At 74.3% G+C, this 18,235-nt stretch carries 17 protein-coding genes and 1 pseudogene; 7 read left to right on the plus strand and 11 right to left on the minus strand.

Features of this window, described 5'->3' with window-relative positions; translation table 11 throughout:
* Window positions 1–27: 27 nt before the first annotated feature.
* Window positions 28–1,407, minus strand: coding sequence for a phthiocerol/phthiodiolone dimycocerosyl transferase family protein (locus tag AC07FY_RS18640; RefSeq protein WP_479007487.1), 1,380 nt, complete (start codon window positions 1,405–1,407; stop codon window positions 28–30).
* A gap of 149 nt (window positions 1,408–1,556) precedes the next feature.
* Here AC07FY_RS18640 and AC07FY_RS18645 point away from each other — a divergent pair.
* Window positions 1,557–2,060: pseudogene (locus AC07FY_RS18645) on the plus strand (HAD domain-containing protein); the annotation flags it as partial.
* A gap of 48 nt (window positions 2,061–2,108) precedes the next feature.
* Here AC07FY_RS18645 and bla read toward each other — a convergent pair.
* Both bla and argH read right to left on the minus strand, forming a co-directional pair.
* Window positions 2,109–3,035, minus strand: a complete 927-nt coding sequence (gene bla, locus AC07FY_RS18650) for a class A beta-lactamase (protein WP_479007489.1) — start codon at window positions 3,033–3,035, stop codon at window positions 2,109–2,111.
* Between the two features lie 104 nt (window positions 3,036–3,139).
* A complete protein-coding gene (gene argH / locus AC07FY_RS18655) occupies window positions 3,140–4,567 on the minus strand; it encodes an argininosuccinate lyase (protein ID WP_479007491.1) in 1,428 nt (475 codons plus the stop codon).
* A 329-nt stretch (window positions 4,568–4,896) separates the two neighbouring features.
* Here argH and AC07FY_RS18660 point away from each other — a divergent pair, with 329 nt between their 5' ends.
* From AC07FY_RS18660 to AC07FY_RS18670, 3 genes are read left to right on the plus strand one after another with little or no spacing between them, the layout of a single operon-like run.
* Window positions 4,897–6,417, plus strand: a complete 1,521-nt coding sequence (locus AC07FY_RS18660) for a hypothetical protein (protein ID WP_479007493.1) — start codon at window positions 4,897–4,899, stop codon at window positions 6,415–6,417.
* A 5-nt stretch (window positions 6,418–6,422) separates the two neighbouring features.
* Window positions 6,423–7,004, plus strand: a complete 582-nt coding sequence (locus tag AC07FY_RS18665) for a pyridoxamine 5'-phosphate oxidase family protein (protein WP_479007495.1) — start codon at window positions 6,423–6,425, stop codon at window positions 7,002–7,004.
* Window positions 7,005–7,010: 6 nt separating this feature from the next.
* Entirely contained in the window at window positions 7,011–7,706 is a 696-nt protein-coding gene (locus AC07FY_RS18670) for a L,D-transpeptidase family protein (protein ID WP_479007615.1), read from the plus strand.
* A gap of 13 nt (window positions 7,707–7,719) precedes the next feature.
* Here the strand turns inward: AC07FY_RS18670 and AC07FY_RS18675 are convergent, their stop codons facing one another.
* From AC07FY_RS18675 to AC07FY_RS18705, 7 genes are all read right to left on the minus strand, one after another.
* On the minus strand, window positions 7,720–8,256 hold the full coding sequence (locus AC07FY_RS18675) for an arginine repressor (RefSeq protein ID WP_073920362.1): 537 nt from the start codon (window positions 8,254–8,256) through the stop codon (window positions 7,720–7,722).
* A gap of 7 nt (window positions 8,257–8,263) precedes the next feature.
* The gene (locus AC07FY_RS18680) at window positions 8,264–9,463 is read right to left on the minus strand and encodes an acetylornithine transaminase (protein ID WP_479007497.1); all 1,200 of its coding nucleotides are present in this window, start codon (window positions 9,461–9,463) and stop codon (window positions 8,264–8,266) included.
* The gene (argB, locus tag AC07FY_RS18685; RefSeq protein ID WP_479007499.1) at window positions 9,460–10,398 is read right to left on the minus strand and encodes an acetylglutamate kinase; all 939 of its coding nucleotides are present in this window, start codon (window positions 10,396–10,398) and stop codon (window positions 9,460–9,462) included. Before argB ends, AC07FY_RS18680 begins: the two co-directional genes overlap by 4 nt.
* Complete coding sequence (gene argJ / locus AC07FY_RS18690; RefSeq protein WP_479007501.1) at window positions 10,395–11,552, minus strand: bifunctional glutamate N-acetyltransferase/amino-acid acetyltransferase ArgJ; 1,158 nt, start codon at window positions 11,550–11,552, stop codon at window positions 10,395–10,397. Before argJ ends, argB begins: the two co-directional genes overlap by 4 nt.
* Window positions 11,549–12,577, minus strand: a complete 1,029-nt coding sequence (gene argC / locus AC07FY_RS18695) for an N-acetyl-gamma-glutamyl-phosphate reductase (protein ID WP_479007503.1) — start codon at window positions 12,575–12,577, stop codon at window positions 11,549–11,551. The genes argJ and argC overlap by 4 nt, the downstream gene beginning before the upstream one ends.
* A gap of 90 nt (window positions 12,578–12,667) precedes the next feature.
* Window positions 12,668–13,243 (minus strand): histidine phosphatase family protein, encoded by a 576-nt coding sequence (locus AC07FY_RS18700; protein WP_479007505.1) that lies wholly within the window; start codon window positions 13,241–13,243, stop codon window positions 12,668–12,670.
* A gap of 90 nt (window positions 13,244–13,333) precedes the next feature.
* Window positions 13,334–14,761: an aminotransferase-like domain-containing protein gene (locus AC07FY_RS18705; protein WP_479007507.1), complete on the minus strand. Its 1,428-nt coding sequence runs from the start codon at window positions 14,759–14,761 to the stop codon at window positions 13,334–13,336.
* On the opposite strand from AC07FY_RS18705, the gene AC07FY_RS18710 reads away from it, so the two are divergent.
* Window positions 14,760–15,674 (plus strand): DMT family transporter, encoded by a 915-nt coding sequence (locus AC07FY_RS18710; RefSeq protein WP_479007509.1) that lies wholly within the window; start codon window positions 14,760–14,762, stop codon window positions 15,672–15,674. The genes AC07FY_RS18705 and AC07FY_RS18710 overlap by 2 nt on opposite strands.
* Window positions 15,675–15,731: 57 nt before the next feature.
* Window positions 15,732–15,929 (plus strand): DUF1918 domain-containing protein, encoded by a 198-nt coding sequence (locus tag AC07FY_RS18715; protein ID WP_479007511.1) that lies wholly within the window; start codon window positions 15,732–15,734, stop codon window positions 15,927–15,929.
* A gap of 1 nt (window position 15,930) precedes the next feature.
* Here AC07FY_RS18715 and AC07FY_RS18720 read toward each other — a convergent pair whose 3' ends face one another.
* A complete protein-coding gene (locus tag AC07FY_RS18720; RefSeq protein ID WP_479007513.1) occupies window positions 15,931–17,172 on the minus strand; it encodes a glycoside hydrolase family 10-like protein in 1,242 nt (413 codons plus the stop codon).
* A 151-nt stretch (window positions 17,173–17,323) separates the two neighbouring features.
* Here AC07FY_RS18720 and AC07FY_RS18725 point away from each other — a divergent pair, with 151 nt between their 5' ends.
* A complete protein-coding gene (locus AC07FY_RS18725; protein ID WP_479007515.1) occupies window positions 17,324–18,226 on the plus strand; it encodes a 3-hydroxybutyryl-CoA dehydrogenase in 903 nt (300 codons plus the stop codon).
* Window positions 18,227–18,235 lie beyond the last annotated feature (9 nt).

Genomic DNA, 18,235 nt, shown 5'->3' on the forward strand with positions numbered 1-18,235 from the left:
ACGGGCATGTCTCACTCGGGGGCCGTCTCACGCGGGGAGGGCGGCGGCCGCGCGGAGGCGGGCCGCGATGCCGTCGGCGCGGCGGCGCTGCTCCTCGGCGACCGCTGCGGCGTGGTGGATCTCGATGCCCAGGCGGCCGCCGAAGGTGCTGATGACGCACGCGCCGCCGCTCGGGTGGTGCGGGCCCGGCGCCGAGACCAGGACGGAGCGGAAGTCGGTGATCCGCAGCCCCTCCGGCAGCCGCGGCGCCGCCACCCGGCCCCAGTTGGTGGCGACCAGCAGGCCCGGGGGCGGCGCCGCGGCCGGGCCGCTGCGCGGGTCGTGCAGCGGTGACTGCTGCACGACCCCGTCTGCGATGTCCGCCGCGAGCGAGGTGCAGATGCCGCGGGCCAGCTCGACGAGCCCGGGCGCCTCCGTTCCCGGCCGGTAGCGGGCGGAGCCGAGCAGGTTGGTGCCGTCGGTCCTGCCGAGCTGCGGCGTGAGGCGCGTGCGCAGGTCGACCGGGTAGAGGTACGTCATCTCGGTCAGCGCAAGCCCGCGGAGCTCGGCGTCGGCGAGCAGCAGCGCGGCCGACACCAGACCGTTGACGGTGACGCCCTCCCGGTGCCCGAGCTCGACCAGGGCGGCGGTCTCGGAGGCCGACAGGCGGCGCCGCGCGACCAGCGGGGCGGTACGCGGACCGGGGACGGCAGGTGCGGCTGCCGCGGCTTCGGCGGCGGTGGGGCCGGCCGCCGCGGGCTCGACGGCGGCGGAGGCGGGCGCCGCGGGACCGGCGGCAGTCGGAGCGGGCGCCGCGGGCTCGGCAGCAGTCGGAGCGGGAGCCGCGGATTCGACCGCCGTCGGTTCACCGGCCGCCGGTTCGGCGTCGCCCTCCGGCCGCACCGCCCATGGGTCCGGCCCCTTCTCGATGCCGCGTGCCGCGAGCGCGTCCTCGACCGACACCGGGTACGGGCGCACCTCGCGCTCGGGCGAACGCCCCGACACCACGTCGGTGTAGCAGGACCACAGTTCGTCCAGGACGGCCAGCGAGTGGTAGGCGTCCGCGATGCCGTGATGGGTGAACAGCGTCACGCCGGCGGTGTCGCCGTCGCGCACGACGGACACCCGGCTGAGCACCGTACGCTGATCCAACTCCAGGCCGCGGACCGGTCCGTCGGGGTCGCCGTCCACCACCGAGGCGGTCGCCGCGCCCGCCGTACCGGCGACGAGGTCGAAGCCGCCGTCGGCCCCCGGCTCCAGCCGCGCGCCGAGCACCGGCCACGCGCGGACAACGGCTTCGTAGGCCGCGGCGAGCGCCGCCGGGTCCAAGGCGCCGGACACCCGGACCGCATAGCCCATGTACACGCCCGCTCGCGCGAACGTCACCTCGCTCGGGGCCAGCGGGCGGATCACCGCGGACCTGGTCATGGAGCTCCCCTTCCCTGGGCGCACGGCGTGCGAACGGGAGATCAAACCTGCTCGGCGCGCGCCGGGGCAAGCGGCCCCGAGCGGCCGTCGAGTCCCGTCCCCCCGGAAAACGAGCTGCCCTCCGGCAGCCGGAGAGGAATCCTGCACCCATGAAGCCCCTGCTGCTGATCGACGTCGACGGCCCGCTCAACCCCTACGCCGCGAAGGCGCAGCGCCGCCCCGAGGGCTACACCACCCACCGCATGCGCCCGACGGGATGGACGGGCGCCGAGAGCGCGAAACCCCTGCGGGTCTGGCTGAACCACGGCCACGGTGCGGAGCTGCTCGCGCTGGCGGGGGCCTACGAGCTGGTCTGGGCCACCACCTGGAAGGACGAGGCGAACGACTGGATCGGCCCGCATCTGGGCCTGCCCAGGCTGCCGTTCATCGACTGGCCGGTGATGCACGGCCGGGCGCCGCGCGGGACCTTCTGGAAGACCCAGTACATCCTCGAATACGCGGCAGCCCGGCCGTTCGCATGGATCGACGACGACATCACGGACCTGGACCGCGAGTACGTCGCCCGGCACCATCCCCGGCACGCACTCCTGATGCGCGTCGACGAGCGGGTCGGGCTGACACGGGCCGATTTCGACGCACTGCGCGACTGGGCGCCCTCAACCCTGTCGTCAGAGTCCCGCCGGCCCCGGGCGGGTGCGGCGTCACGTGAGGGCCGCGGCCAGCAGGCGGGCCGTCTTCGCGACCAGTTCGTCGTCCCTGGGGCCGGCCGGTGAGCCCGGCTTGGTCGTGAGCACGGCCATGACGATCGGCGCACCGTCCGGCGGCCAGACCACGCCCACGTCGTTGGCCACGCCGTACTCGTTCCCGCCGCCGGTCTTGTCCGCGAGGATCCAGTCGGCGGGGAGCCCGGCCCGGAAGCGGCCGGTGTTGGTCGTGTTGGCGACCAGCCAGCCGGTGAGCCGCGCGCGGTCCCGGGACGGCAGCGCGTCCCCGAGGAGCAGGCGCGCGTAGGTCCTCCCGATGGCCCGGGGACTGGTGGTGTCGGTGACCCGGCCGGGCTCCGCCGAGTTCAGTTCGGGTTCCCAGCGGTCCAGCCGGGTGGTCCGGTCCCCCAGCGAGCGGCAGAAGCGGGTGATCGCGGTGGGGCCGCCGAGTGCTTCGAGGAGCAGGTTGGCGGCCGCGTTGTCGCTCTGGGCGACCGAGGCGGAGCACAGCGCCTCGACCGTCATGCCGCCGGCCACGTTCTCCGGCTTGCCGGTCTCCGGGCCGTAGCCCGCCTTCTCGACGTACTCCGGCGTGTAGCGGATCCGCCGGGCGAGGAACTCGCCGTCCTCATCGAGGTCGCGCAGCACGGCCGCGGCCGCGAGCCCCTTGAAGACCGAGCACATCGGGAACAGCTCGTCCGCCCGGTGCACCACCGTCCTGCCGGTGGCCGTGTGCCGGGCGAACACCCCCAACCGGGCCGCGTGCTCCCGCTCCAGCTCCCTCAGCCGCCGGGTCACCGAACCCGCCCGCTCCGCTGCGTGCGCCGGGCTCCCGGCCGCCGCGGCGAGGCCGGTCAGCAGCGCGGTCCCCGTACCGAGGGCCAGCAGGGCGCGCCGGGACGGCCCGGCTCCTTGGACATCCACCGTCGTCTCCTCGCCTCACATGATCGGGACACTGTCCGACACGCGCCGCGCGGGCCGGACGGTTCCCTCCTGGCGCGAGGCCGCGGAGCGGAAGCGCCGAACCGCTACCGCTTGTGCACGGCCCAGGCGTGCTGGATGACCAGGTCGGCCTTCAGCTCGGTCAGCTGGACGGCGACCGCCGACGGCGCGGTGCCGCCGCGGCCGCTCCGCGAGGCCAGGGCGCCGGGCACGTTGAGGACCGAGCGGACCTCGGGGGTCAGGTGCTCCGAGATCTTGGCGAACTGCTCGTCCGTGAGCCCGTCCAGTTCGATGCCGAGCGCCTCGCACTCCTTGACGCACTCGCCGGCCACCTCGTGGGCGACGCGGAACGGCACGCCCTGCTTGACCAGCCACTCGGCGATGTCGGTGGCGAGGGAGAAACCGGCCGGAGCGAGCTCCTCCATCCGCTCCCGGTTGACCGTGAGGGTGGCCATCATGCCGGTGAACGCCGGGAGCAGGACCTCGAGGGTGTCGCAGGAGTCGAAGACCGGCTCCTTGTCCTCCTGGAGGTCGCGGTTGTAGGCCAGCGGCAGCGCCTTGAGCGTCGCGAGGAGGCCGGTCAGGTTGCCGATGAGGCGGCCCGACTTGCCGCGCGCCAGCTCCGCGATGTCGGGGTTCTTCTTCTGCGGCATGATCGACGACCCGGTGGAGAAGGCGTCGTGCAGGGTGACGAAGGAGAACTCCTTCGTGTTCCAGATGATGATCTCCTCCGCGATCCGGGACAGGTTGATCCCGATCATCGCGGTGACGAAGGCGAACTCGGCGACGAAGTCGCGCGAGGCCGTGCCGTCGATGGAGTTGCCGACGGAACCGCGCTCGAAGCCCAGTTCGGCGGCCACCGCCTCCGGGTCCAGGCCGAGGGAGGAGCCGGCCAGCGCCCCCGAGCCGTAGGGGGAGACCGCGGTCCGGGTGTCCCACTGCCGCAGCCGCTCCGCGTCCCGGGACAGCGCCTGCACGTGGGCCAGCACGTGGTGGGCGAAGAGCACCGGCTGGGCGTGCTGGAGGTGGGTCCGGCCGGGCATCGCCACGTCCGCGTGCGTCTCGGCGAGACCGATCAGCGCGTCCTGGAGGTCGGCGACGAGACCGCCGATGATCCGGGCGTGGTCGCGCAGGTACATCCTGAAGAGCGTGGCGACCTGGTCGTTGCGGGACCGGCCGGCCCGCAGCTTGCCGCCGAGGTCGGCACCGAGCCGCTCGAGCAGGCCGCGCTCCAGTGCGGTGTGCACGTCCTCGTCGGCGATGGTGCCGGTGAAGGTGCCCGCGGCCACGTCGGCTTCGAGGTGGTCGAGCCCCGCGATCATGCGCTCGAGTTCGTCGGCCGTGAGGAGCCCGGCCTTGTGCAGCACCCGGGCGTGGGCGCGGGAGCCGGCGATGTCGTACGGCGCGAGGCGCCAGTCGAAGTGGACCGACGCGGACAGCTTCGCGAGGGCCTCGGCGGGCCCGTCGGCGAAGCGGCCGCCCCAGAGCCGGACGTCACCGTTGTTGCTGCTCACAGCTGCTGCTCCTCAAGACTGCACGGGGTGGATGGTGCAACCGGCTCCCGGTCGCGGAGGTGGCGGGAGGCGGTCCGTTCGGCTGGGCGCGAGGCCCCGAGCGAGGCGCCGCAATGGCATAACTATGCACTCTCTCGTATGTTTCGTCAATCGATCTCCTGCCCCGTCCCGCCGACCAGGGCGAATATCAGCGGCGCCGGGGCGTCGCCCGAGCCTACGATCGGCAGTCCGCGCCGGACGGGAGAACGCGGAGAACACCGAGAACGGAACGGTCGCGGCGGTCGCGGCGGTCGCGGCGTCGCGGCGAACGCAGAGGACGGGGAGCAGGCATGGGAGCGGAGACGCGGCGGCAGGCAGCGGAGGGCAGGGCGGCGGCCGCGGCCCTGCTGCGCGGCGGGCGCCCCGGGTGGGCCGGTGCACACCGCCCCACCCTGCCGCTGTCCTGGATCGCCTTCGACGCGGAGGTCCGCCGGGCCCACTCCTCCTGGCACCTGGGCTCCCCCGCCGTCGACCGCATCGAGATCCGCCTCTGCCACCCCGACGGCCGGGTCCGCGCGGCGGCGCTCGACGCTCCGGGTGCGCCGCTGCCGCTCGTCGCCATCCGGTGCGCCGACTGGGTCCCGGCGGTGGCCGAGCGCGCCCGGCAGGTGCTCTCCGCGGCCCTGACGGCCGACCCGGCCCCCACCCTGGTCGAACTGACCCCACTCGTCCTCCGGCTGGCCGGGCGCGAGCGCGGCGCCTGGGCCCGCGACCTGTTCGAGGACGCCCTGCGTGCTGCGGATCCGGTGCCGGCGCCCTGGTGGCGCCCCGCGCGTCCCGGGCGGTGGTGGCGCCCGGCGCGCGCCGCGCGCACCATGACCGGAGAGGAGCCCGACACCGTCCTGGCCTGGCTCCGCCGCAGCGGCGACCTGCCGACCCGGCGGTTCGCCACCCGGCTCACCCTCGACTCCGGAGTGTTCGGCGTGCGGGAGCTCGCCCGCCGGGCCCGTGTGGAGCGGGATCCGGCCACCGCGCTGCTCTGGGGCGAGGCCGCCCTGGCGGCTCTCGCCGCCGACGGGCCGGACGACGAGGCGATCGACGACCTCCTGCGCGGGCACGTCCCGACGGTGCGCGCCGGCGGGGTCACCGCCCTGCGCCGGGCCGGGCGCGCCGCCGAGGCCGTGACTCACCTGGCCGACCGCTCCGGGCTGGTCCGGGCCTGCGCCCGGTGGCTGGTCCGGCAGGACGGCGGGGATCCGTACGCCCTCTGCCGCAGGCTGGTCGAGGACCCTGCCGGGGTGTCCCCGCACGCCGTGACCGGCTTCGCCGAGTGCGCCCCGCGGGCGGACGCACCGCTGCTGCGCGCGCTGGTGGAGCGGCCCGGACGCGGCGGCGACGCCGTACGGGCGGCAGCCGTCGCGGGGCTGCGCACGCTCGACGCCGCCGACGCGGACCTGCTGCGGCCGCTGCTCGACGACCCCTCCCCCGCGGTCGCCCGCGAGGCGTCGCTGGGTCTGGTCCCCCTCGCGGCCGGGCTGCCCGCCGCGTGGCTGCTGTCCCGGATCGCGCCCGGGCTGCCCGCGCACACGCGCCGGGCCGCGTACCGGGTGCTGCACGCGCGCGGCGGGATCGACGGGCTGCGGGCCTCCGTGGAACTGCTCGGCGACCCCGATCCGGCGCTGCGGCGGCTCGCCGCCCAGCGCGTGCAGAGCCTGTGGTCCCCCGAACGCCCGCCCCCGCTGCCGCTGCGCGACCCGGAGGTCGGCGCGCTGCTGGACCGCTGCACCGGACTCTTCAGCGACCACGTCATCCGGCGGATGCGCGCGCGGCTCGGAATCGCCCCGGGGTCGTCCGGCCCCAACGGACAATGATCCGCATGGGAAAGCTCTACACACGCATAGACGGCCGGCTGCGCGCCTTCATCGAGGAGCAGCCGGTCTTCTTCACGGCCACCGCACCGCTCGCGGGCGACGGTCACGTCAACCTGTCCCCCAAGGGCCGCGCCGGGACCCTCGTCGTCATCGACGAGCAGACGCTGGCCTACCTCGACTTCGGCGGCAGCGGCGCCGAGACCATCGCGCACGTCCGTGAGAACGGCCGGATCACCCTGATGTGGTGTGCCTTCAGCGGACCGCCGAACATCGTGCGGGTGCACGGCGACGGCGAGGCGGTCTTCCGCGACGACCCGCGCTGGGGCGAGCTGATCGGCCTGTTCGGCGACGCGGACGGGCCGTCGGCGCGGGCGGTCATCCTCGTCCGCGCCCGCCGGATCTCCGACACGTGCGGGTACGCCGTGCCGTTCATGGGGTACGAGGGCGAGCGCACCCTCCACGCGGAGTACTTCGGCCGCAAGACCGACGAGGAGTTCGCCGCGTACTGCGAGAGGAAGGACCACATCGGGACGAGCCTCGACGGCCTGCCTGCGCTGCCCCTGCCCCTTCCGCCCCGTACCGTCTGACATGTGCTGCGTACCGCTCTCGTCCTCGCCTCACTGATCGTCACCAGCCTGCTGCCGCAGGGCTCCCAGGGCCGGGACCCGCTGCCGGACCGGCTCGCCGACACCGGCGGCGGAAGCCAGCTGATCACGGCCGTCGCTCCCGCCGCCGGTTCCACGACCGGGCTCCTGACCTGGTGGGACCGGCGGGCGGGGCGCTGGTACGCGGCCGGGAGCGCGCAGGCCCGCTTCGGGGCGAAGGGGCTGACCGAGGGCGCGACCCGAACCCAGGGCACGAACACCACCCCGACCGGGCTCTACGACCTCCCGTTCGCCTTCGGGATCCGGCGGGCGCCGGCGGGTACGGAGTACGCATACCGGCGGGTGACGCGCGACGCGTGGTGGTGCCAGGACAACGCCTCCCCCGACTACAACCGCTGGGTGGAGCCCCGGCCCGCGCACTGCGCGCCGGGCGAGGCGGAGCACCTGGTGACGTACGCGGCCCAGTACGCCCACGCGCTGGTCATCGGCTTCAACTACGCCCGGCCGGTCCGCGGCCGGGGCGCCGGGATCTTCCTGCACGTCAACGGCAAGGGCGCCACGGCCGGTTGCGTGTCCGTGCCCCGGAGGGCGATGCGGGAGATCCTCCGCTGGGCCGACCCGGCCCGCCGCCCCCACATCGCGATCGGCACCGAGTCGGGTGACCTGGCGGTCACCCGCTACTAGCCCGCGCCCGGGTCTAGCCCTCCTTCTGCGCCAGGCGCAGCAGGTGGTCGGCCAGGGCCTGGCCGCCCGCCGGGTCGCGGCTGATCAGCATCAGCGTGTCGTCGCCCGCGATCGTGCCGAGGATCTCCCGGAGTTCGGCCTGGTCGATGGCCGAGGCGAGGAACTGCGCCGCACCCGGCGGGGTGCGCAGGACCACGAGGTTGGCGGAGGCCTCCGCGGAGATGAGCAGTTCCCCGGAGAGCCGCCGCATGCGCTCCTCCTTGGCCGACTCGCCGAGCGGGGCCTGCGGGGTGCGGAAACCGCCCTCGCTGGGCACCGCGTAGATCAGCTCACCGCCGGTGTTGCGGATCTTCACCGCGCCCAGCTCGTCCAGGTCGCGGGAGAGCGTCGCCTGGGTGACGCTCAGCCCGTCGTCGGCGAGCAGCTTGGCCAGCTGGCTCTGCGAGCGGACCGGCTGCCGGTTGAGGATGTCCACGATCCGGCGGTGGCGGGCGGTGCGGGTCTGCGGGACGGCCTGGCCCCCGTTTTCGTTGTCCTGCGCCTGACTCATCGTCGTCTCATTCTCCGGATCCGTCCCCGTGGGCCGCGTCGAGGATGCCGGGGAGGTCCCGGAGGAACGCGTCCGCCTCCTCCGGGGACAGGACGTACGGCGGCATGAGCCGTACGACGTCGGGGGCGGGCGCGTTGACCAGGTAACCGGCATCCTGAGCCGCCTGCTGCACCCGGGGTGCGAGGGGCTCGGTCAGCACGATACCCAGCAGCAGCCCGGCACCGCGGACGTGGGAGACGAGCGGGTGCCCGGAGGCTTCGATTCCGGAGCGCAGCCGCTCCCCCCGCGCCTTGACCTGGTCGAGCAGGCCCTCGGTGTGGATGGTGTCGATGACGGCGAGTCCGGCGGCGCAGGCGACCGGGTTCCCGCCGAAGGTGGTGCCGTGCTGGCCGGGCCGGAGCAGGTCGGCCGCCGCGCCGAAGGCGGCGACGGCACCGATGGGCAGCCCGCCGCCCAGGCCCTTGGCGAGCGTGACGAGGTCCGGCTCGACGCCTTCGTGCGCCTGGTGCTCGAACCACTGGCCGCACCGGCCGATGCCGGTCTGCACCTCGTCGAGGACCAGCAGGGTGCCGGTGGCGCGGGTGATCTCCCGGGCGGCCGTCAGGTAACCGGCGGGCGGCACGACGACGCCGTTCTCGCCCTGCACCGGTTCGAGGACCACCAGCGCGGTCCGGTCGGTGACCGCGGCCCGCAGCGCCTCGACGTCCCCGTACGGCACGTGCGTGACGTCGCCGGGCAGCGGCAGGAAGGGGTCCTGCTTCGCCGGCTGGCCGGTGAGGGCGAGGGCGCCCATGGTCCGGCCGTGGAAGCCGCCCGTGGTGGCGACCATGTGGGTCCGCCCGGTCAGCCGGCCGATCTTGAAGGCGGCTTCGACGGCCTCCGCGCCCGAGTTGCAGAAGAACACCTTGCCGGGGCGGCCGAAGAGCTGCAGCAGCCGCTCCCCGAGCGCGATGACCGGTTCGGAGGCGTAGAAGTTGGAGACGTGGCCCAGGGTCTGGATCTGGCCGGTGACGGCCGCGACGACCGCCGGGTGCGCGTGGCCGAGTGCGTTGACCGCGATGCCGCCGACGAAGTCCGTGTACCGCTTGCCGTCCGCGTCCCAGACCTGCGCGCCCTCGCCGCGTACGAGCGCCAGTGCGGGGGTGCCGTAGTTGTCGGTCAGCGCACCCTTCCACCGGGTGCGGTACTGCTCGTTGCCGGTGCTCACCGGGGCTCCCCTCCCTGTGCGTCGGGCACGACCATCGTGCCGATTCCCTCGTCCGTGAAGATCTCGAGCAGGATCGAGTGCGGGACCCGGCCGTCGATCACGCGGGCGGTGGTGACCCCGCCGCGCACGGCGTGCAGGCAGCCCTCCATCTTGGGCACCATGCCGCTGGACAGCTCGGGCAGCAGCTTCTCCAGCTGGCTTACGGTGAGCCGGCTGATGACCTCGTCGCTGTGCGGCCAGTCCGCGTAGAGGCCCTCGACGTCGGTGAGGACCATCAGGGTCTCGGCGCCCAGCGCGGCGGCGAGCGCCGCCGCCGCGGTGTCGGCGTTCACGTTGTACACGTGGTGGTCGTCGGAGCTGCGCGCGATGGAGGAGATCACCGGGATCCGGCCGTCCGCCAGCAGCGCCTCGATCGCGCCGGTGTCGATGGAGGTGATCTCGCCGACCCTCCCGATGTCGACGAGTTCGCCCGCGATCTCGGGGGTGTGCTTGGTGGCGGTGATGGTGTGGGCGTCCTCGCCGGTCATGCCCACCGCGAGCGGCCCGTGCTGGTTGAGCAGCCCGACCAGCTCGCGCTGGACCTGGCCCGCGAGGACCATCCGTACGACGTCCATGGCCTCCGGAGTGGTGACGCGCAGGCCCGCCTTGAACTCGCTGACCAGGCCCTGCTTGTCGAGCTGGGCGTTGATCTGGGGGCCGCCGCCGTGCACCACGACCGGCTTGAGGCCGGCCTGCCGCAGGAAGACGACGTCCTGGGCGAAGGCGGCCTTGAGGTCCTCGTCGACCATGGCGTTGCCGCCGAACTTGATGACGACGATCTTGCCGTTGTGGCGGGTGAGCCAGGGCAGGGCCTCGATGAGGATCTGCGCCTTGGGCAGCGCGGTGTGCTTGCGCGCCGTTCCGGTGCCGGGCTGCCCGGCCTTCGCGTCGCTCATGAGCTGTAGGCGCTGTTCTCGTGGACGTACTCGGCGGTCAGGTCGTTGGCCCAGATGACGGCCGACTCCCCGCCCGTGGACAGGTCGGCGGTGATGCGGACCTCGCGGTCCTTCATGCTCACCAGGTCGCGGTCCTCGCCGACGGAGCCGTTCTTGCAGACCCAGACCCCGTTGATGGCCACGTTCAGCCGGTCCGGGTCGAAGGCCGCCCGGGTGGTGCCGATGGCGGAGAGCACCCGGCCCCAGTTGGGGTCCTCGCCGTGGATGGCGCACTTGAGCAGGTTGTTGCGGGCGATGGAGCGGCCGACCTCGACCGCGTCGTCCTCGCTGGCCGCGCCGACGACCTCGATGCGGATGTCCTTGCTTGCGCCCTCGGCGTCGCCGATCAGCTGGCGGGCCAGGTCGTCGCAGACGGTCCGCACGGCCTCGGCGAACGGCTCGTACGCGGGCACCTCCCCGGAGGCGCCGGAGGCCAGCAGCAGCACGGTGTCGTTGGTGGACATGCAGCCGTCGGAGTCGACCCGGTCGAAGGTGGTGCGGGTGGCGGCGCGCAGCGCCCGGTCGAGGGTCGCGGCGTCCACGTCGGCGTCGGTGGTGAGGACGACGAGCATGGTGGCCAGGCCCGGGGCGAGCATGCCCGCGCCCTTGGCCATGCCGCCCACGGTCCAGCCGTCGTGCGTGACCGCGGCCGTCTTGTGCACGGTGTCGGTGGTCTTGATGGCGACGGCCGCGGCCTCGCCGCCGTCCTCGGACAGGGCCGCGGCGGCGGTCTCGATGCCCGGCAGCAGCTTGTCCATGGGGAGCGGGACGCCGATCAGGCCGGTGGAGGCGACGGCGATCTCACCGGCGTTGAACTCCCCGCCCAGGACCTCCGCGACCTTCTCGGCGGTGGCGTGGGTGTCCTGGAAGCCCTTGGGGCCGGTGCAGGCGTTGGCGCCGCCGGAGTTCAGCACGACCGCGCTGACGAGGCCGCCGCGCAGGACCTGCTCGGACCAGTGCACGGGCGCGGCCTTGACGCGGTTGGAGGTGAAGACGCCCGCCGCCGCGAGGCGCGGTCCGCGGTTGACCACGAGGGCCAGGTCCGGGTTGCCGTTCGCCTTGATCCCGGCGGCGACGCCCGCCGCCGTGAATCCCTGTGCTGCCGTGACGCTCACGGTGCGACTCCGATCGTGGAAAGACCCGTTCCCTCGGCAAGGCCGAGGGCGATGTTCATGCTCTGCACCGCGCCGCCGGCGGTGCCCTTGGTCAGGTTGTCGATGGCGCTGACGGCGATGACGCGCTGGGCGGACTCGTCGTGGGCGACCTGGACGTGGACGGCGTTGGAGCCGTGCACGGACTTGGTGGACGGCCACCGGCCCTCGGGCAGCAGGTGCACGAAGGGCTCGTCGGCGTACGCCTTCTCGTAGGCGGCGCGCAGCGACTCGGCGGTGGTGCCGGGCAGGGCTTTGGCGGAGCAGGTGGCGAGGATGCCGCGCGCCATCGGGACGAGGGTCGGGGTGAAGGAGACCGAGACCCGGGTGCCCGCGAGCGGGGACAGGTTCTGCACCATCTCGGGCGTGTGCCGGTGGGATCCGCCCACGCCGTACGGGGTGACGCTGCCCATCACCTCGGCGCCGAGCAGGTGCGCCTTGAGCGCCTTGCCCGCGCCGGAGGTTCCGGTGGCGGCGACGACCACGGCCTCCGGCTCGGCCAGCTGGGCCTGGTAGGCCGGGAACAGCGCGAGGGAGACGGCGGTGGGGAAGCAGCCGGGGACGGCGATGCGCCGGGCCCCTTCGAGCGCGGCGCGCCCGCCGGGCAGCTCGGGCAGTCCGTACGGCCAGGTGCCCGCGTGCGGGGCGCCGTAGAACCGGTCCCAGTCGGCCGCGTCCCGCAGCCGGTGGTCGGCGCCCATGTCGACCACGAGCACGTCCTCGCCGAGCCGGGCCGCGACGGCGGCGGACTGGCCGTGCGGGAGCGCGAGGAAGACGACGTCGTGGCCGGCCAGGACCTCGGGGGTGGTCGCCTCCAGTGTCCGCCCGGCGAGCGGCACGAGGTGCGGTTGCAGGGTGGCGAAGGACTCCCCGGCGTTGGAGTGGCCGGTCAGCGCGCCGATCTCGACCTCGGGGTGCGACAGCAGCAGGCGCAGGACTTCACCGCCCGCGTACCCGCTCGCTCCGGCCACCGCTACACGTACCGCCATCGGACCCTCCTCGTCGATGGCATGACTATACGTAGCTACGCAGTTTTATGCAATGCGATGTACGGCAGGGCGCGGGCGGGGCAGAGCGGTCTACACCGGTGCCTGCAAGGAGAGGTACCAGCGGCCCGACCAGCCGGTCAGGGTCGTCGTGGACAGCGGGCGCACGTCCAGGTGCCAGTAGGTCAGCGGCGGCGCCTTCAGGGCGTAGACCAGGGCCGCCCGGACCACCGACGGCTCCGCCACCGCCACGATGGCGCCCCCGTCGTCGGCGGGCCTGGTGTCGAGCCAGCCGCCGATCCGCCCGATGAAGGCGAGCAGCGACTCGCCGCCGTGCGGGGCCGCGCGCGGATCGGTGAGCCAGAGGTCCACCGCGCCCGGTTCGCGCGCGGTCACCTCCGCGAGGGTCAGCCCGCGCCAGCGGCCCATGTCGCACTCGCGCAGCGCCGGCTGGGCGAGGGGCCCGTACCCGAGCGCCTCTCCGGTGGCCCTGCTGCGCGGGGTGGGCGAGCAGTAGCGCAACCCGGCGGCGCCGAGCGGGACGAGAGCGGGAGCGGCGGACTCCAGGGCGTGCCGGCCGGCCCCGTCCAGCGGGCGGTCGTCATCGAAGCGCTCGGTGAGCAGCGGGCAACTACGGGCCGCGGCGACGAGCGAAACCCGAACATGCATGCGGCGATGGTGAGCCGTGCGCCGCACGGGGTCAAGCGTCCGGGCGGAGCACGGCGGACGGTGTCCCGGCCGGGCCGGCGGACCCCCGGGTCACAGCGCCGGGCCCGCCCGCAGCCGCCGGACGGCCTCGAGCAGTTCTCCGGGACCCGACACCCCGGCGAAGCTGAGCCGGACGTGCGGACCGGGCGGCTCCGCACAGAAGTAGGGGCGGCCGGGAGCGACCGCGACCCCGGCCCGCAGGGCGGCCGCCGCGAACCCGGCGTCGTCTCCGCCGCCGCCCGGCCGCACCCACAGCTGGTAGCCGCCCGACGGCACGTGCGGCAGCCCGAGCTCCGGCAGTTCCCGGCGCAGCGCCCCGGCCAGCACGTCGCGCCGGTGGCGCAGCTCGGCGGCCACGGTCCGCAGGTGGCGCGGCCAGGCGGGCGCGCCGACCAGTTCCAGGGCGGCCTCCTGGAGCGGGCGGGGCACGAAGAAGCTGTCGACGACCTGGATGGCGCGCAGCCGGTCCACGACCGGGCCCCGGGCGGCCAGGGCACCCACCCGCAGGCTGGGTGAGGTCGCCTTGGTCAGGGACCGGACGTGCACCACCACCCCGTCGGGGTCCTCGGCGGCGAGCGTGGCGGGCAGCGGCCCGCAGTCCTCGTGCGCCAGGGCCCGGGCGTAGTCGTCCTCGACGACGAAGGCGCCCGCGGCGCGGGCGGTCCGCAGCACCTGGGCCCGGCGCCCGGCGGCCAGCACCGCCCCGGTCGGGTTCTGGAACAGCGGCTGGCATACGAACACCCGCGCCCCCGTGGCGTCGAAGGCCGCGGCCAGCAGTTCGGGGCGTACCCCCTCGGCGTCGACCGGGACGGGCACGGGCCGGCAGCCCGAGGCGCGGGCGAGGGCCAGCAGTCCGGGGTAGGTGGGCGACTCGACCAGGATCGGGGCGCCGGGCGGGGCCAGCGCCCGAAGGGCGGTGGCCAGTGCGCTCTGCCCGCCCGCGGTGACGAGCACGTCGGCCGCCCCGAGGGCTCCGCCGATCTCCCGGGCGAACCAGTCCCGCAGCTCGGGCAGCCCTTCGACGGGCGGCCTCGCCCAGGCCCCCGGCCGCCGGCCGGCCCGGGCCAGCGCGGCCCCCATGGCCCGCTCGGGCTGGAGGGAGGGGTGCAGATAGCCGCCGTTGAGCTCGATCACGCCGGGCGGCGGGGTGGTCAGCGAGCTCAGCACCCCGGTGGCGTCCACGGAGCGCGGGACGATCTCCCCGGCCCCCTCGGCGCTGAGGGCGACCTCCTGCCAGGAGGTGTCCCCGACCACCGAGGCCGTCGCCCGCGGCCGGGCGCGGAAGACCCCCGCGCCGGGACGGGTGACGACCAGGCCCTCGGCGGCGAGCAGCGCGAGCGCCCGGGAGACGGTGACCGGGCTGACCCGGTAGCGCTCGACCAGGGCACGACTCGACGGCAGCTTTCCACCGACCGAGTAGCGGTCCAGTTCGCCCCGGAGGGATTCGGCCAGCTCCGCCACGCTGCTACGCTCATACATGACAGCACACAATAGCGCTACCCTTCCCGCCACGATAGCGGTGTCCGGCCCGTCCCGCGGCGCTGCGACCGGTACCGCGCTCGCCTCGCTGGGCGTGGTCGCCTTCTCGCTGACCTTTCCCGCGACCGCGTGGGGACTGGAGAGCTTCGGGCCGTGGTCCCTGGTCGCCCTGCGCAGCGTCCTGGCCGCCGCCCTCGCCGGCGTCTTCCTGCTGGCCCGGCGAGTGCCGCTGCCCGCCCGCGAGCACTGGGCGGGACTGGCCGTGGTGGCCGCCGGAGTGGTCGTCGGGTTCCCCCTGCTCACCACCCTCGCGCTGACCACCTCGACGACGTCGCACGCCGCCGTGGTGGTCGGGCTGCTGCCGCTGACCACGGCCGCGCTGTCCGCGCTGCGCACCGGGGCCCGGCCCTCGCGCCGGTTCTGGGCCGCGGCGCTGGCGGGCGCCGCCGTGGTCCTGGCGTTCACGGCGGCCCAGAGCGGCGGTTCGCTGTCGGCCGGGGACGCCTACCTGTTCGGCGCCCTGCTGGTGTGCGCCGCCGGCTACACCGAGGGCGGCCGGCTGGCCCGGACGCTGCCCGGCTGGCAGGTGGTCGGCTGGGCGCTGGTGCTGTGCCTGCCGCTCAGCCTGGCCGGCTCCGCCCTGGGGCTCGCTTACGAACCGGTCCGCCTCACCGGGCACGGCCTGGCCGGGCTGGTCTGGGCGGCGGCCGGCTCCACCTTCCTCGGGCTGTACGTCTGGTACCGCGGGATGGCCGAGATCGGCGCACCCCGGGCGAGCCAGCTCCAGCTCGCCCAGCCACTGCTGACCCTGGTGTGGTCGGTGGCCCTGCTCGGCGAGCGGCTGACGCCCGCCGCGCCGGTGGCCGCCTGCGCGGTGCTCGTCTGCATTGCCGTGACCCAACGGGTCAAATAGCCGCGAAACGACCTAAACTGCTAGCACCGGACCGGACTGCCACCGAGGAGGTCAGTTATGCGCGCGACCAAGGGCGACCAGCTGGTGCAGCACGGCAGGATCGTCGGACAGCACGACAAGGTGGGCGAGATCACCCAGGTGCTGGGCGACGACGGGACCCCTCCCTACCGGGTCCGCTTCCAGGACGGGCACGAGGCCCTGATGGCCCCCGGTCCCGACTGCGTGGTCCGCCACCCCGAGGAGCCCGAGCACTGACTCAGCGCGGGACCTGCGCCACCGACCCGTAGTGGTCGGCGACCACCCGGGCCATCGCCCCGTTGGGGTCCGCGGCCACGTACTTCGCGGAGAAGAACGCGTGCCCGCGGACCTGCGGGTACCGGCGGGCGAAGGTGAGGTGGCGGGACAGTTCGCGCGGGTCCCGCCAGGCCGCGGTGTCGCTGTCCGCGTCGCAGCGGTAGAGCGCCTCCCCCACGTACAGCTGCACGTCCGTGCCCGCCACCGTCCGGGCCCACCACGGCACGACGTCCGCGTAGTCCGCGGTGGGGTGCCCGATGTGCCAGTAGGCCTGCGGCGCGATGTAGTCGATCCAGCCCTCGGTGACCCACTTGCGGGTGTCGGCGTACAGGTCGTCGTACGTGGCCACGCCCGCCCGCGTCGGCGAACCGGCCGGATCACGGTCGGAGTTGCGCCAGACCGCGAAGGGACTGACGCCGAACCGGGCGGCCGGCCGGACCTCCCGCAGCCGCTCCGACATCTCCCGGACCAGGGTGTCGGTGTTGTGGCGGCGCCAGTCGGCCCGGGAGGCGAACTCCCCGCCGTACTCGTCGTAGGCCGCGTCGTCGTCGAACTCCTCCCCCGGCACGGGGTAGGGGTAGAAGTAGTCGTCCCAGTGCACGGCGTCCACCGGGTAGCGGGCGACGGCGTCGAGCATCGCCTCCTGGACGAAGAGCCGCACCTCGGGCAGCCCGGGGTTGTAGAAGAGCTTGCCGCCGTACTCCACCGTCCACTCGGGGTTGACGCGGGCGGGGTGCCCGGGAACGAGCCGGTCGGGGTCGGCGTGGTTGGCCACGCGATAGGGGTTGAACCAGGCGTGCAGCTCCAGCCCGCGGGCGTGCGCCTCCGCGACGGCCGTGCCCAGCGGGTCCCAGCCCGGATCCATCCCCTGCTGCCCCGTCAGCCACTGCGACCAGGGTTCCAGCGGCGAGGGCCACAGCGCGTCGGCCGCCGGCCGGACCTGGAGGATTACCGCGTTCAGGCGCCGCCGCACCGCGGCGTCGAGAAGCCCGATCAGCTGCCTGCGCTGCTCGGCGGCCGAGAGCCCGCTGCGGGAGGGCCAGTCCACGTTCGACACCGACGCGATCCACATGCCCCGGAACTCCGCGGCCGCGGCACGGCGGGACGGCGGGCCGCCCGCCGCCCGGGCCGGCCCCGCGCCCGTGGCCGCCGCCAGCGCCCACGCGGCTCCCGCCAGCACTCCCCGACGCCCGATGTGCGCCATGTGACGACTCCGTTCCGTTTCGTTACTTTCCGTTGTGTGCGCCCAGCATGCCCGCCCCGGCCCGCTACCGGGGTGAAGCTCGGGGGTAACGTCGGGGGGCGTGGCGGGCGCCGGAGAGCAGTGACCACTGCGGCCCGGGGGACCCGCTTGGATGAGCAGCGAAAGGCACGAAGTGACGGACCTCTCTACCCTCCCGGCCGACATCACCCGCGTCGGCGTAGTGGGCTGCGGCCAGATGGGCGCGGGCATCGCCGAGGTGTGCGCCCGCAGCGGCCTCGAGGTGAAGGTCGCCGAGACCACGGGCGAGGCCCTGGAGATCGGTCGCACCCGGCTGCACAACTCCCTGACCAAGGCCGCCGAACGCGGCAAGATCAGCGAGGACGAGCGGGACGCCACCCTGGCCCGCCTCAGCTTCACCACCGACCTCGGCGAGTTCGCCGACCGCGACCTCGTGATCGAGGCCGTCGTCGAGAACGAGCAGGTCAAGACCGAGATCTTCCAGGTCCTCGACCAGGTGATCACCCGGCCGGACGCGATCCTGGCCTCCAACACCTCCTCGATCCCGCTGGTCAAGCTGGCCGTCGCCACCTCGCGCCCGGACCAGGTCATCGGCATCCACTTCTTCAACCCGGCCCCGGTGCAGGACCTCGTCGAGCTGATCCCGGCACTGACCACGGGCGACGAGACCGTCAAGCGCTCCGAGGCCCTGGTGCGCGACGTGCTGGGCAAGCACGCGATCCGCGCCCAGGACCGGTCCGGCTTCGTGGTCAACGCGCTGCTCATCCCCTACCTGCTGTCGGCGATCCGGATGTTCGAGTCCGGCATCGCCAGCCGCGAGGACATCGACAACGGCATGGAGCTGGGCTGCGCCCACCCGATGGGCCCGCTGAAGCTCGCGGACCTCATCGGCCTGGACACCGTGGCCTCGGTGGCCGACAGCATGTACGCGGAGTACAAGGAGCCGCTGTACGCCGCTCCCCCGCTGCTCCAGCGGATGGTCGACGCGGGCCGCCTCGGCCGCAAGACCGGCTCGGGCTTCTACCCGTACGGATGACACCCCGGC

The organism is Streptomyces sp. NPDC045967 (genome assembly GCF_056430495.1).